Origin of the sequence: Nitrospirillum guanabarense (assembly GCF_034653355.1) — a bacterium.
Classification (GTDB): Bacteria; Pseudomonadota; Alphaproteobacteria; order Azospirillales; family Azospirillaceae; genus Nitrospirillum.
The window spans coordinates 1140748-1154033 of record NZ_JAYEER010000004.1 but is presented as its reverse complement, the minus strand read 5'-3'; the positions used below and the strand labels follow the sequence as shown (position 1 = coordinate 1154033).

The 13286-nt window shown below is 68.1% G+C and carries 10 protein-coding genes; 4 read left to right on the top strand and 6 right to left on the bottom strand.

The features are described 5' to 3' along the window. Positions 1-15 precede the first annotated feature (15 nt). From UAA55_RS23280 to UAA55_RS23270, 3 genes are all read right to left on the bottom strand, one after another. Positions 16-1047, bottom strand: coding sequence for a TonB-dependent receptor (locus tag UAA55_RS23280; RefSeq protein WP_322955740.1), 1032 nt, complete (start codon positions 1045-1047; stop codon positions 16-18). Further along, positions 938-2206: a TonB-dependent receptor gene (locus UAA55_RS23275; protein ID WP_322955739.1), complete on the bottom strand. Its 1269-nt coding sequence runs from the start codon at positions 2204-2206 to the stop codon at positions 938-940. The genes UAA55_RS23280 and UAA55_RS23275 overlap by 110 nt, the downstream gene beginning before the upstream one ends. A gap of 152 nt (positions 2207-2358) precedes the next feature. After that, complete coding sequence (locus tag UAA55_RS23270) at positions 2359-3126, bottom strand: GntR family transcriptional regulator (RefSeq protein ID WP_322955737.1); 768 nt, start codon at positions 3124-3126, stop codon at positions 2359-2361. Positions 3127-3254: 128 nt separating this feature from the next. Here UAA55_RS23270 and UAA55_RS23265 point away from each other — a divergent pair, with 128 nt between their 5' ends. Continuing rightward, a complete protein-coding gene (locus UAA55_RS23265; protein WP_322955736.1) occupies positions 3255-4580 on the top strand; it encodes a CitMHS family transporter in 1326 nt (441 codons plus the stop codon). 28 nt (positions 4581-4608) lie between these two features. Here UAA55_RS23265 and UAA55_RS23260 read toward each other — a convergent pair whose 3' ends face one another. Further along, positions 4609-5628, bottom strand: coding sequence for a phosphoglycerate dehydrogenase (locus UAA55_RS23260; protein WP_322955734.1), 1020 nt, complete (start codon positions 5626-5628; stop codon positions 4609-4611). A 178-nt stretch (positions 5629-5806) separates the two neighbouring features. On the opposite strand from UAA55_RS23260, the gene UAA55_RS23255 reads away from it, so the two are divergent. Together UAA55_RS23255 and UAA55_RS23250 are read left to right on the top strand one after the other, a co-directional pair. Next, entirely contained in the window at positions 5807-7189 is a 1383-nt protein-coding gene (locus tag UAA55_RS23255; RefSeq protein WP_322955733.1) for an acyclic terpene utilization AtuA family protein, read from the top strand. Next, positions 7186-7497, top strand: a complete 312-nt coding sequence (locus UAA55_RS23250; RefSeq protein WP_322955732.1) for a DUF4387 domain-containing protein — start codon at positions 7186-7188, stop codon at positions 7495-7497. Before UAA55_RS23255 ends, UAA55_RS23250 begins: the two co-directional genes overlap by 4 nt. A 63-nt stretch (positions 7498-7560) precedes the next feature. Here the strand turns inward: UAA55_RS23250 and parC are convergent, their stop codons facing one another. Then, a complete protein-coding gene (parC, locus tag UAA55_RS23245) occupies positions 7561-9810 on the bottom strand; it encodes a DNA topoisomerase IV subunit A (protein WP_322955731.1) in 2250 nt (749 codons plus the stop codon). Between the two features lie 62 nt (positions 9811-9872). After that, on the bottom strand, positions 9873-10655 hold the full coding sequence (gene recO, locus UAA55_RS23240; RefSeq protein WP_322955729.1) for a DNA repair protein RecO: 783 nt from the start codon (positions 10653-10655) through the stop codon (positions 9873-9875). A gap of 222 nt (positions 10656-10877) precedes the next feature. Here recO and UAA55_RS23235 point away from each other — a divergent pair, with 222 nt between their 5' ends. Further along, on the top strand, positions 10878-13082 hold the full coding sequence (locus UAA55_RS23235; RefSeq protein ID WP_322955727.1) for a putative bifunctional diguanylate cyclase/phosphodiesterase: 2205 nt from the start codon (positions 10878-10880) through the stop codon (positions 13080-13082). The last annotated feature ends 204 nt before the right edge of the window (positions 13083-13286 follow it).

The following is a 13286-nucleotide window of genomic DNA, read 5'->3' as shown; positions in this document are numbered from 1 at the left end:
CATTTTTTTTAAGCGTCACAGCTGCCAGTTCAGGGTCAGGCCATAGGTCCGGGGCGGGGCGTAGGTGCCGAAATCGGCGCCCAGGAAGGTGCCCTGATAGGTGCGGGTCAGTTCGTCGGTCAGGTTCTCGCCCCAGAGGGAAACCGACCACTTGCCGGTGGCGTCGGTGTAGACGATGCGGCCGTCGACGAAGTTGGTCGGATCCCGCTGTTCCGGCCCGATGTTGGAGTTGTCGTCGAAGATGTGGCTTTCATAGCGGTAGTCCACGGCGAAGCGCAGGGTGCCGCCGCCCTCACCCAACGGCAGGTCGTAGGAGGGGGAGACCACGACCTTGTGCCGGGGCGTGCGGGTGATACGGTTGCCCGAATAATCCACGCCCGGCTCCGGCACATAGGTGTCGAAGCGCGCGTCGGTGTAGCCGTAGCTGGCCACCAGGCGCGCGTGCGTGAAGACCTTCCAGCTGAGGTAGGTCTCATAGCCCTTGATGGTCGCCTTGCCGGCGTTGTCAGTCACAATGGACAGGTCGGGCAAGGTGCGGCGCGTCTGGAGGTCCACGTAATTCAACCAATAGAAGGTGTTGTTCCAGATGAGGGAACCGCCCAGGAAACTGCTTTTCTGGCCCACCTCATACTGCGTGGCGAACTCCGGCTTGAAGCCGGCCACGGCCTCCGCCGCCGTGGCCGGCGTGTCCTGGAAGCCACCGCTTTTGAACCCGCGTGAGACCATGGCGTACAGCAGGTCGTTATCCGTCACATGGTATTCCACCCCGCCCCGGTAGGTGGTGGCGGCATAGGTGCCGGACACCGTGACGTCAAAGCGCCCGTTGCCGCGGACAAGGGCGTTCCCGGCGGTGTTGCCGACGCGGTAGTCCTTCTCGTCCCGGGAATAGCGCACGCCACCGATGAGCGAGACCTCGTCCCACAGTGGCACCGTCACGTCACCGAAGCCCGCATAGCTGGTGAGCGACGCCTTCTGGGTATAGATCTCCGTCCGCCGCCGGGGCCCCATGTCCAGGTTCAGGGTGTCCAGCCGGTCCGGTGTCGGCATTGTAGTTGAAAAAGCCCGTGACCCACTGCACCCGGCTGTCCGGCAGGGACGACAGCCGCAGCTCGTTGCTGGAGAAGGTGCTGGCCTCGTCATTGCCACCCGAGATGCCCAGGACATTGAAGGTCGGGTTGCCGCCGTCGAAATCATAGGCGGTGTGATAGTCCAGGTCGCGGTAGGACCCCAGGTAGGTCAGCGTGGCGAAGGGCAAATCCCAATCCGTCTGCAGGCGGACGCCCCAGGTGTCCCTGTTCTGGTAGCCGTCGGTCGAACCGGCGGTGTGGCTGCGGTCCCGGTCCACGGTCCAGTAGGCGGACAGGGGATCGCTGGTGTCCAGATCCAGCACATGCTGGGCCGGGCCGGTGGCGCGATCCCGGGTGCCGTCCAGGGTCAGCAGCACGCGCAGGGTCTCACGCGGTTCGGCGTAGACCTGGAAGCGGCCGCTGCGGGTGCCCTGGTCATCCACCCTGTCGCCGGTATAGGTGTTCTGGGCATAGCCGTCATGGCCGCGCCAGGCGGCGCTGGCGCGCACGGCCAGCTTGCCGTCCACCACCGGCGCGTTCACGAAACCGGCGCCCTCCAGCCGTTCGTAATTGCCGACCGTCGCCTCCAGCCCCGCATCGACCACATCCAGCTTGGGCCGGTTGGTGACGACGTTGATGGCGCCGCCGACGACGTTGCGGCCGAACAGCGTGCCCTGCGGGCCCTTCAGCACCTCGATCCGGGCGACGTCGAAGGCGTCGAAGGCCACGGCGGCGGGACGGCCCAGGTAGATCTCATCCAGGAACACGGCCGAACTGGGATCGCCCGCCGCCCCGCGGTCGGATGAGCCGATGCCCCGAACGGTGATGCGCGGCTGCGACGCCGGAAAGGCGTCGAAGTCCAGGCCCGGCGTGCGGCTGGCGATGTCGTCAACCTCGCGGATGCGCGCTTGTTCGATCTCTTCCGCGCCGAACGCCGTCACCGTCACCGGCACGTCCTGCAATTTCTCGGCGCGGCGCTGCGCGGTGACGACGATCTCTTCCAACCCGGCCGGCTCGGCGTTCGGGCTGCGCGCCTCCTGCGCCAGGGCGGTACCCGCCGTCGCCAAGGCGATCACCGCCGCCCCGTACGCCCAGCCACCACCGGCCCGCGCCCATCCCTTGCGGTCCATCTTCTCCATGTCTCCTCCCAAACTCCTTCATTTCCCCGGTTGGGTCCGGGGATGACAGGAGCCTAGGCGGAATGGATGCCATGGGTCAATCTTTTGGATGCAATTCTTATTAAGTTTGGATGTTATTGTTGACCGAAGGCCCTCCTCCCCCAGGATGACGCTTAACGAGGGAGGACAATGGCGTGCAAACGCCGCTTGGTGGCGAGGATATGGCCGGACAGAATCCGCTGCGCTTCGGCACCATCCCCTTGCCGGATGGCGGCCAGCAGCCGCTCATGCTCATCCTGGGATTCAACGATGTGGTCCGGTGGGACGGCTGGTATCTGCCGGGCGCGCGAGGGCACGCTGCCGGCCACGCTGGGACACAGCCGCGCCACGTCGCCGAACACGGGGTAGATCAGCGTCATGCGCAGCGCGTTGCGCAGCACGCTGTTCCCCGACGCCACGATGATCGAACGGTGGAACTGCCAGTTCAGCTGGTACCACTGGTGTTCGATGGCTTCCGACCATTCCCCCTGGTCGACGATGGCCCGGCCCCGGGCCACGATCTCCGCCAGCCGGTCCAGCGCCGCCGGCTGCCATCCCCGCTCGACCGCGGTCCACACGGCCATGCCCTCCAGCGCCGCGCGCACCTCGATGCTGTCGAACACGTCGCCGATGGTGACGGAGCGGACGGTGTAGCCGCGGTTGACGCTGTAGTTGACCAGCCCCTCGGCGGACAGCACGGCGAGCGCGCTGCGGATGGGGGTGCGGGAGACGTCCAGTTGCGTCGCCAGCCCTTCGGCGCGCAGCCGCGTCTCCGGCGGGATCTGGCCGGTCACGATCATTTCCCGCAGCCGGGTCAACACGGTGTGGGTCGCCGGTTCCGTGTGCTGGGGGTCCGCCAGGATCGCGTCCTGCGCCGGATCGGCTGCCAAATCGTCCGTCATTTCTTCCAAGCCTCCTCACGTCCGCATGCGGCGGACGATCTTTCCATTTCCTTACACCAGTCGCATGCCGGCCACGCAACCCCCGCGCGGGGGGCGATGCCGCTCGCGACGCTCGCGGAGACACCACGGTGATTGATGCCTTACTGAACCCGGCCTTCCTGGGCCTGGCGATGGTGATCACGTTCATGACCCTGATCATGACCCGGCGCATGTCGGCCATCGCCGCCCTGCTGGCCGTGCCCATCACCTTCGGCCTCATCGCCGGCGCCGGCCCCGGCCTGGGCAAGATGATCCTGGAGGGCGTGCACCAGGTGGCGCCCACGGCCCTGCTGCTGGCCTTCGCCATCCTCTATTTCGCGATCATGATGGACGCCGGCCTGTTCGACCCGCTGGTGCGGCGCGTGCTGGCGGCCGTCGGCGACGACCCGGTGCGCATCGCCCTCGGCACCGCCCTGCTGACCATGACCGTCTCGCTGGACGGCGACGGCACCACCACCGCCCTGATCGTCATCACCGCCTTCCTGCCCGTCTATCGGCGGGTGGGCATGAATCCCCTGGTCCTGGCCACTTTGCTGGGCCTGGGCAACGCGCTGATGAACTACATCCCCTGGGGCGGGCCGACGGCGCGGGCGGCCAGCGCCGTCGGCGCCGAGTTGGGAACGGTCTTCAACCCGCTGGTGCCGGCCATGCTGGTCGGCCTGGGCGTCGTCTTCGTCCTCGCCTGGCATTTCGGCCGCCGCGAACGGCACCGGTTGGCGGCACAGCCGCGCCCCGATGGCCGCGCCGCGACGGCGCCGCCCGACGTCCTGGCGGCGGATCCGTCGGTGCGCCGTCCCCGGCTGTTCTGGGTCAACCTGGCGCTCACGGCCGGCCTGGTCGTGGGCATGGCCGTGCATCTGGCGCCCCTACCGGTCATGATGATGGGCGCCTTCGCCATCGCCGCCACCGTCAACTACCCGCGCCCGCGGGACCAGAAGGCCCGTATCGCGGCCCACGCCGACAATGTCGTCAACGTCGTGGTGCTGATCTTCGCGGCCGGTGCCTTCACCGGCATCCTGAACGGCACGGGCATGGCGGATGCCATGGCGTCCGCCGCCCTGGCCCACCTGCCCCGCGACCTCGGGCCACACCTGGCGCCCCTGACGGCGCTGGCCAGCTTGCCGCTGACTTTCGTCATGTCCAACGACGCCTATTATTTCGGGGTGGTGCCCGTGGTCGCCCGGGCCGCGGGGGAGTTTGGCATATCGGCCGACGCCATCGCCCGCGCCTCATTGGTGGGTCAACCGGTGCATGCGCTGAGCCCCCTGCTGGCGCCCATCTACCTCGCCTGCGGCCTGCTGGGCGTGGACGTGGGCGACGCCCAGCGCTTCGCCCTGAAATGGGCGCTGCTGATCTGCGGCGTGGTGCTGGCCACGGCGCTGGCCACCGGGGCCATCCCCCTGACGGCCGGCTGAGGGTCTTATACCCGCGCCGCCCGCGCCACTAGCGCTGGTTGGTGGTTCGGCGCCCATCCGCGACACAGCGGCCGGGCGCGGGATCACCGCCGTTCAGTACCGCGACCACCAATTCCGCCGCGATGCGGTTGGTCCGGGCCAACCCCTCGCGGGTGGAGGCGCCGGCGTGCGGCGTGGCCACGACCCTGGGATGGGCCAGCAGCCCCTGCGACACCGACCAATAGGCGCGGTCGCTTTCGCTGGCGAAGACGTCGAGTCCGGCCCCGCCCAAATGGCCCGACCGCAAGGCCGCCAGCAGGTGCGCGTCCTCCACCAAGCCGCCCCGCGCGGTGTTGATCAGGATGGCGCCCGGCTTCATGGCGGCGATGGCCGTGGCGTCGATCAGGAAGCGGGTCGCCGGGGTCAGGGGCGCGTGCAGGGAAACGTAGTCGCTGGCCGCCAGCAAATCCGCCAGGCTGGTGTAGGTGACGCCGGTCGCGCGGGCATAGGCCTCATCCGGGTGCGGCGTGTGGACCAGGATGCGGGCATCGAATCCGGACAGGCGCCGGACGACGCTCCTGCCGATGCGCCCCAGGCCGATCAGGCCCACGGTCTTGCCGCAGAGGTCGCCGCCGGTCAGGATGGTCCAGTCGCCCTTGGCCATGTTGTCCTGCAATTCGCGGAAGCGGCGGCCCACCGCGATCATAAGCCCCACCGCGTGGTCGGCGACGGAGGCGTCATTGCCCCCGGCGGCGATGGCCACCACGCGCCCCAAGGCGCGCGCCGCCTCGATATCCACCCGCTCATACCCCACGCCCCGGCGCGAGATGACGCGCAGCTCCGGCAGGGCGTCCAGCAGCGCCCCCGTCACCCGCGCATGCCCGACGATCCAGCCCACCGCCCCCGCCAGCAGGCGGCACAGCTCCCCCTGGTCCAGATCGCCGTCCGTCTTCCCCGGCGGCAAATCGGTGATCTCCACCGCGCAGTCCTGGCCGCGCAGCCAGTCCAGCGCGTCGGCGTCGAAGGAACGGACGGTGATGACGACCTTGCGGCCGGGTGACGATGACATGGGACCTCTCCAGCAGGGGGTGCGGGCGCACGGTGGGGCCGACGCCCCGTTCATGGGCAGCCTAAAGACTGCGGAAATTTTTGCATCCAAAATATTGACGCTTTGCATCCATGTCATCTAGGGTCCGTTCATAGGCCCACGAGGGAGGGGCCTTTCCACATGGGATGGAAGACAACGAATGGATGGTCCGATCAAAATCCTGGTGCCCACCGGGTCGCTGGGCGCCGGCGCCCGGGAGGATGAGGTGCGGCGCGGCGTTGCGCTGGGCGCCCATGCCATCGCCACCGACGCGGGGTCCACCGACAGCGGCGCCGCCTACCTGGCGCTGGGCATCTCCAAGAACAACCGCGGCTCGGTCAAACGCGACCTGACCATCCTGATGAAGGCGGCGGCGGAGGCGAAAATCCCCCTGATCGTCGGCACCAGCGGCCAGGCGGGCGGCGACCTGAACCTGGACTGGACGCGTGACATCGCGCTGGAGGTGGCGGCGGAACTGGGCATATCCCCCAAGATCGCCCTGCTGTATTGCGAACAGGACAAGGCGTCGCTGAAGGCCCGCAACGCCGCGGGCCGGGTGCGCCCCCTGCCCCCGCTGGGCGCCCTGGACGACGCCACCATCGACGCCTGCGACCACATCGTCGCCGTCATGGGGCCGGAACCCTACATCGCCGCGCTGGACGCCGGGGCCGACATCATCCTGGGCGGACGCACCACCGACACGGCCGTGCTGGCCTCCTTCGCGCTCCGGGCCGGCGCGCATGCTGGCGCCGCTTGGCACGCCGCCAAGGTGGCGGAATGTGGCGCGCAATGCACGGTGCAGCCCTCCGGCTCCGCCGGCGTGCTGATCAGCATCGGCCGGGACGGGTTCGAGGTGGAACCGCTGAACCCCGCCAACCGCTGCGATCCCCGCAGCGTCTCCGCCCACATGCTGTATGAGAACGCCAACCCCTTCCTGCTGACCGAACCCGGCGGCGTGCTGGACGTCACCGACGCGCGCTACATCCCGGTCGATGACCGGGTGGTGCGGGTCACCGGTTCGGTGTGGGAACCCAAGCCCTACACCCTGAAGCTGGAGGGTGCCGGCGGCGGCCGTTACCAGACCATCATGCTGATCGGCATCCAGGACCCCGACGTCCTCGTCCGGGTGGATGAGTTCCACGACCGCATGCTGGCGGCGTTGTATGAACGCACCCGCAAGACCACGGGCCTCAGCACGGACGAGTTCCACATCTCCCTGCGCCTCTATGGCTGGAACGCGGTGTCGGGTGACCGGCCGCCCCCCGGCACCGCCCCGCCCCGCGAGATCGGCGTGCTGTTCGTGGCCACGGCCGACACCCAGGAAAAGGCGTCGCAGATCGCCAAGGCCTGCAACCCCTATTTCTTCCACTTCCCCATCGTGCTGGACAAGGAACTGCCCAGCTACGGCTTCGCCTTCTCCCCCGCCGACATCGACCGGGGCCCCGTCTACGAATTCAAGCTGAACCACGTGATCGAGGTCGACGATCCCTTGGAACCGGTCCGCACCGTTTGGATCGACCTCAGCCGGGGAGACGCGGCATGACCACAATGCTGAAGGACGTGTGCCACCACATCCGCTCCAAGAACGCCGGTCCCTACTGGGTGACGTTCGACCTGTTCTTCGACGGGCCGGAGGCCTACGCCCGGTACCACGACCACCCGGCATTGGGCCCGGACCTTTTCCACCGCCTGTTCGGCGCCGACCCGGCCCTGGTGCAGCGCTTCCCCGTACCCAGCCTGAACATCGTGAAAATCTCCTACGCCCGCACCAGCGCCCAGGGTGGCGTCGTGGAACGCGACATGCACTGCGGGCAGCAGTTCGTGCGCCTGCTGGATGTGGAATTGGATTAGCCCGGCGCTCCGACAGTCGAAATAAAAACGCCGGCCTCCTGGTGGGGGCCGGCGTTTCCGTTTTCAGAACCGGTTGTTCCGGGGGAAGCCGTTGGGCGGCAGCTTGCCCACCGAACCGCGGGCGCCGCGCCAGGGCGACAGGTCGGTCTCCACCCGGGTCCGGTCACCCGCCCCGCCCATCTTCCACGACAGGCCCTTGGCGCCCTCGAACACGCAGATGTCCGACAGGCTGGCGTCCTTGTACTTCTGCAGGGCCACGCCCTTGCCGCGCACCATGACGGGCAGTTCCTCCAGGGCGAAGACCAGAAGTTTGCGGTTGTTGCCGATGACGGCGATGGTGTCGCCCTCCACCGGCACACAGGCCAGGGCGGTGGCGCCGTCACCCACGTTCAGCACCTGCTTGCCCGCACGGGTCTGGGCCACCACCTCGTCGGCATCCACCTGGAAGCCGCGGCCGTCGCTGGACGCCACCAGCAGGCGCTTGCCCGGACGGTAGGGCAGCACGGTGACGATGTCGGCGTCGCCCAGGTCCACCATCAGGCGCACGGGCTCGCCAAAGCCGCGGCCGCGCGGCAGGCGGTCCACGCCGATGGTGTGGAACTTGCCGGTGCTGGAGAACACCAGCAGCTTGTCCGTCGTTTCGGCGTGCAGGACGAAGCGCTCGGCATCGCCCTCCTTGTACTTGGCCTCCGCCGTCTCGGTGGACGGCAGGTGGCCCTTCACGGCGCGGATCCAGCCCTTCTCCGACAGGAAGACAGTGACCGACTCCCGCTCGATCATGGCTTCCACCGGCACCACCACGTCGGTGGGGGCGTCGCCCACGGCGGTGCGACGGGCGCCCAGTTCGGTCGCCTGGCCAAAGCGCTTCTTGGTGGCGGCGACCTCGGCGGCGATGGCCGTCCAGCGCTTGCCGTCATCCTCCAGCAGGGAAAGGAGTTCCGCCCGCTCGGCCGTCAGGCCGTCATGCTCCTTGCGGATCTCCATCTCTTCCAGCTTGCGTAAAGACCGCAGGCGCATGTTCAGGATGGCTTCCGCCTGCACGTCGGTCAGGCCGAAGGCGCGCATCAGCTCGGCCTTGGGCTCGTCCTCCTCACGGATGATGCGGATGACCTCGTCCAGGTTCAGGTAGGCGATGAGGTAGCCGCCCAGCACCTCCAGCCTATGGTCGATCTTGGCCAGGCGGTGGCGGGACCGGCGCACCAGGACCACGTTGCGGTGGTCGAGGTAGGCGCGCAGCACCTCGTGCAGGGTCATGACGCGTGGCACCTGGTCGGCGTCCAGCACGTTCATGTTCAGCGGAATCTTCACTTCCAGGTCGGTGTTGCGGAACAACTGTTCCATCAGCACCGCCGGGTCGACGTTGCGGCTCTTGGGCACCAGCACCAGCCGCACATCCTCCGCCGACTCGTCGCGCACGTCCTCCAGCAGGGGCAGCTTACGCTCCATGAGGAGTTCGGCGATCTTCTCCACCAGGCGCGACTTCTGCACCTGGTAGGGGATCTGGGTGACGACGATTTGCCAGGTGCCCTGGGCCAGCTTCTCCGTCTCCCACTTGGCGCGCAGGCGGAAGCCGCCGCGGCCGGTGCGGTAGGCCTCGCGCACGGCGTCGCGGCTTTCCACCAGCACGCCGCCGGTGGGGAAGTCGGGACCGGGCATCAGGGTGACCAGCTCATCCACCGTCACCGGCCGGCTGCGGTCTTCCGGCACCAGCAGCTCACGGTCGATGATCAGGCTGAGGGCGTCGCAGATCTCGCCCGCGTTGTGCGGCGGGATGCTGGTGGCCATGCCCACGGCGATCCCGGCCGAGCCGTTGGCCAGCAGGTTGGGGAAGGCCGACGGCAGCACCACCGGCTCCTCACCGTCGCCGTCGTAGGTGGCGCGGAAATCGACCGCGTCCTCGTCGATGCCGTCCAGCAGGGCCTTGGCCACCTCGGTCAGGCGGGCCTCGGTGTATCGCATGGCGGCGGCGTTATCGCCGTCGATGTTGCCGAAGTTGCCTTGCCCCTGGACCAGGGGATAGCGGGCGGCGAAGTCCTGGGCCAGGCGCACCAGCGCGTCATAGACCGAGGCGTCGCCGTGGGGATGGAACTTGCCGATGACGTCGCCCACCACGCGGGCCGATTTCTTGGGCGGCGTGGTGGGCTCCAGCTTCAGCTGGCTCATGGCGAACAGCAGGCGGCGGTGCACCGGCTTCAGCCCGTCGCGCACATCGGGCAGCGACCGCGACACGATGGTCGACAGGGCGTAGGACAGGTAACGCTCGCCCAGCGCATCGGCCAGGGGCTTATCGAGAATCTCGGTGGCATCGGTCATGGTGCGGCGACACTACCAGATATGGTGGGCCGATTGCCAGACATGGTGCAGCCGTAGAAAGATCACGTTTCCTGCGGCTCAGCGGCGGGCAAGCCCCCCGGAAGATTATTGACGCGCAAGTAGCGCTCCACCAGGCGCTGGCGGGCCGGCGGCACCTCGGCATGGCGCTGGGCGAAGACATGCCGTTCCAGGAAATAGCCGGTCAGGCGCAGGCCGGCCGCCACATCCTCCTCCCCGCCGCCCTGGAAGCCCAGGCCGATGAGGAAACCCGGCAGGGGCAGCAGTTTGTCGCGGTAGGGCTCCCCCGCCGAAGCCGACACGGCGCGACCGGTGCGGGGGCTGACGTAGGCCAACTGATCGTTCGGGTTGCCGACGGGTTGGCCGGTGCTGGCGCACTGCGTCAGGTCCAGGCCGAAGCCCGCCTCCTCCAGCAGCCCGACCTCCCACCGCACGTAGATGGCCGGCCAGATGTCCAGATCCAGGGCGGCGAACAGGGCCAGGGTGGCGTCATAGAGGCCGGGGTGAACCTCGCGCTCCGCCAGCATGGCGTCCATCAAGGCGGTGGCGGCCACGATGGCGGCCAGGCGCAAGGGGTCGTCCAGGTAAAGGCCGGTGGCGGAGCGCACGGGCTCCACCGTCCAAGTGCCCAGCTGATCGGCGGTGCGGGCGCGCCAGCGAGCGGTGACCTGCGCCCCAGGCTCCAGCGCGCCGCGATAGCGTGACGACTGCCCGCCGTGCAGCACGCCGGCGTGCCGGCCATGCTCCCGCGTCAGCATAACCACCAGCGCGGCGGTGTCGCCGAACGGCCGGGCCGAAAGCACGATGGCGTCGTCAGTCCATTCCATGGAAGCTTTCTAGCAGATTGCGCCCTGGACGGTGTATGCCAATGCTCCTCCGCCGTCGTTTAGGCCAACGGTGTCACTCCTGAGTTTTTTAGTATACCCTGCATTAATAACCCTTGAACCGAGCGCCCGCGTGCACAGCCCATCTACTGGCAATCATTGGATTATGAGGGCTGGTTCACCGCGCGGACTGGTCATGGCGCGTGTCACGCCGCCGGTGTTGACATGAACACCAGCAAGCCCGCCCGTCTGAAAGGTCCCTCCCCGGCTGCCGCACCGGTCTTGAGCGATGACGAGCGCCTGGCGCTGGAGCGGTACAGCCTGGCGGCGGCGGCCAGCAATGAGGGGCTGTACGACTGGGACCTGCGCACCGACCGGGTCTATTACGCCGAAACCTGGAAGGCCCTGCTGGGTTTCGCCGAGGATGAGATCGGCACCTCGCCCGACGAATGGCTGAGCCGGGTGGACCCGGACGACCTCATCTGGCTGCAGGCCACCTTGGACGCCCAGGCCAGCGCCGGCGGCAAACCCTTTCAGATCGAATACCGCATCACCCACCGCAACGGCCATGTGCTGTGGATGATGTGCCGCGGCATCGTCGTGCTGGATGACGAGGGGGAGCCCATCCGCATCGTCGGCGCCCAACGCGACATCACCGACCGCAAGAACGCCGAGGAACAGCTGCGCCTGAGCGAGGAGCGCTACGCCCTGGCCGCCCAGGGCGCCAACGACGGCCTCTGGGACTGGCACGTGGCGACGGACCAGCTCTACTGCTCCCCCCGCTGGACGGCCATGCTGGGCATCGGCGGCGGGGCCCGTACCAGCACCATGGAGGACTGGTACGCCCAGATCGACGGCGAGGACCGGCCCCGCCTGCGCGCGGCGGTGGACACCCACCTGGCCGGCGGCAGCGCGCATCTGGAGGAAGAGGTGCGCACGCGCCACGCCGGCGGGGCGGAGCTGTGGGTGCTGATCCGCGGCGTGGCCATCCGCGACGAGGAGGGCGAGGCCATCCGCATGGCCGGTTCCATGACCGACATCACGGCGCGCAAGCGGGCGGAACAGCAGCTGCTGTTCGACGCCTTCCACGACGGTCTGACCCGCCTGCCCAACCGCATGCTGCTGCTGGACCGCATCGGCCAGGCGCTGGGCCGCCGGCGCCGGCCGGAAGAGGCGCAGTTCGCAGTCATGATCTTCGATATCGACCACTTCAAGACGGTGAACGACAGCCTGGGCCCCCTGGTGGGGGATGAGGTGCTGTGCGCCGTGGGCCAGCGGCTGGACGGCGCCCGCCGCAGCGGCGACACCGTGGCCCGCCTGTCGGCCGACGAATACGGCGTGCTGATGGACGGCGTGCTGGACGTAAAGGCGGCGGTGGACGCGGCCGAGCGCCTGGCGTCAGCGGTGGCCGAACCCCTGACCCTGTCCAACGGGCAGGAGGTGGTGATGAACGTCACCGCCGGCATCGCCCTGTCCGGCTCCGGCTACGCCTCGGCGGGCGACATGCTGCGCGACGCGGGCCTGGCCATGTTCCGCGCCAAAACCAGCGGCCGCAACCGGGTGGAGATGTTCGACGACGCGCTGCGCGAGCGCGCGCTGACCCGTCTGCGCCTGGAATCGGACCTGCGCCACGCCATCGAGGGCCGGCAGTTCCGCCTGTTCTATCAGCCCATCGTACGCCTGCAGGATGGCGGCATCGCGGGCTTCGAGGCGCTGATGCGCTGGTTCCACCCCGACCGCGGCATGATCCCGCCCAGCGACTTCGTCCACCTGGCGGAGGAGACGGGCCTGATCCTGAAGATGGGCCGCTGGGCCCTGGTGGAGGCCACGCGCCAGTTGGCGGAGTGGCAGGGCCGCTTCAGCCCCGACCTGTTCATGAGCGTCAACGTCTCCGGCCGCCAGCTCATGGAGGACGACCTGGTGGCGGCGGTGACGGAGACGCTGGACACCCACCGCATCACCCCCGGCACCCTGAAGCTGGAGATCACCGAAAGTCTGCTGCTGGACGATCCCGGCCGCTGCCTGGGCATCATGGAAGCGCTGAAACGCCAGGACGTGAAGCTGTCGCTGGACGACTTCGGCACCGGTTTCTCCTCGCTCAGCTACCTGCACCGCTATCCCATCGGCACCCTGAAGATCGACCGCAGCTTCGTCCGTGCCGCCGGCGAAAGCGACCGTCGTAGCGCCATCGCCCGCATCATCACCCTGCTGGCCCAGGCCCTGGACCTGGAGGTCATCGCCGAAGGCATCGAGAAGGAGGCCGAGGCCGACTTCCTCCGCGGCCTGCACTGCCAGTTCGGCCAAGGCTTCCATTTCGCCCCGCCGCTGCCCAAGGAGGCCGTGGAAGACCTGATGGACGCGCGGCGCCGCAGCCACGAGGTGCTGGAGGGATTGTCGGCGCTGCGGGGATTGGTGCCCAAGGGGCGGTGAGTTAGGCAATATATATCTTGAGGGAATTCAATCTTAAGGTTTTTTCATACGTCTAAAATGCCAGCCTATCGTATAATGACGGTCTAACTACCGGACAATTTAAGCTGTATCGTTTAATCAATTTCTTCATCAATATACCAAACCATTTAGGAGCCATAGGAGGACAGGACCGGCGCCCCGCCCGGGGACGCCCGAAAACGGAAA

What these genes read in the sequence shown, in the direction of transcription:
- UAA55_RS23280 (WP_322955740.1), bottom strand. Translation starts at nt 1,047, where the DNA reads ATGCCGACACCGGACCGGCTGGACACCCTGAACCTGGACATGGGGCCC.
- UAA55_RS23275 (WP_322955739.1), bottom strand. Translation starts at nt 2,206, where the DNA reads ATGGAGAAGATGGACCGCAAGGGATGGGCGCGGGCCGGTGGTGGCTGG.
- UAA55_RS23270 (WP_322955737.1), bottom strand. Translation starts at nt 3,126, where the DNA reads ATGACGGACGATTTGGCAGCCGATCCGGCGCAGGACGCGATCCTGGCG.
- UAA55_RS23260 (WP_322955734.1), bottom strand. Translation starts at nt 5,628, where the DNA reads ATGTCATCGTCACCCGGCCGCAAGGTCGTCATCACCGTCCGTTCCTTC.
- UAA55_RS23255 (WP_322955733.1), top strand. Translation starts at nt 5,807, where the DNA reads ATGGATGGTCCGATCAAAATCCTGGTGCCCACCGGGTCGCTGGGCGCC.
- UAA55_RS23250 (WP_322955732.1), top strand. Translation starts at nt 7,186, where the DNA reads ATGACCACAATGCTGAAGGACGTGTGCCACCACATCCGCTCCAAGAAC.
- parC (WP_322955731.1), bottom strand. Translation starts at nt 9,810, where the DNA reads ATGACCGATGCCACCGAGATTCTCGATAAGCCCCTGGCCGATGCGCTG.
- recO (WP_322955729.1), bottom strand. Translation starts at nt 10,655, where the DNA reads ATGGAATGGACTGACGACGCCATCGTGCTTTCGGCCCGGCCGTTCGGC.
- UAA55_RS23235 (WP_322955727.1), top strand. Translation starts at nt 10,878, where the DNA reads ATGAACACCAGCAAGCCCGCCCGTCTGAAAGGTCCCTCCCCGGCTGCC.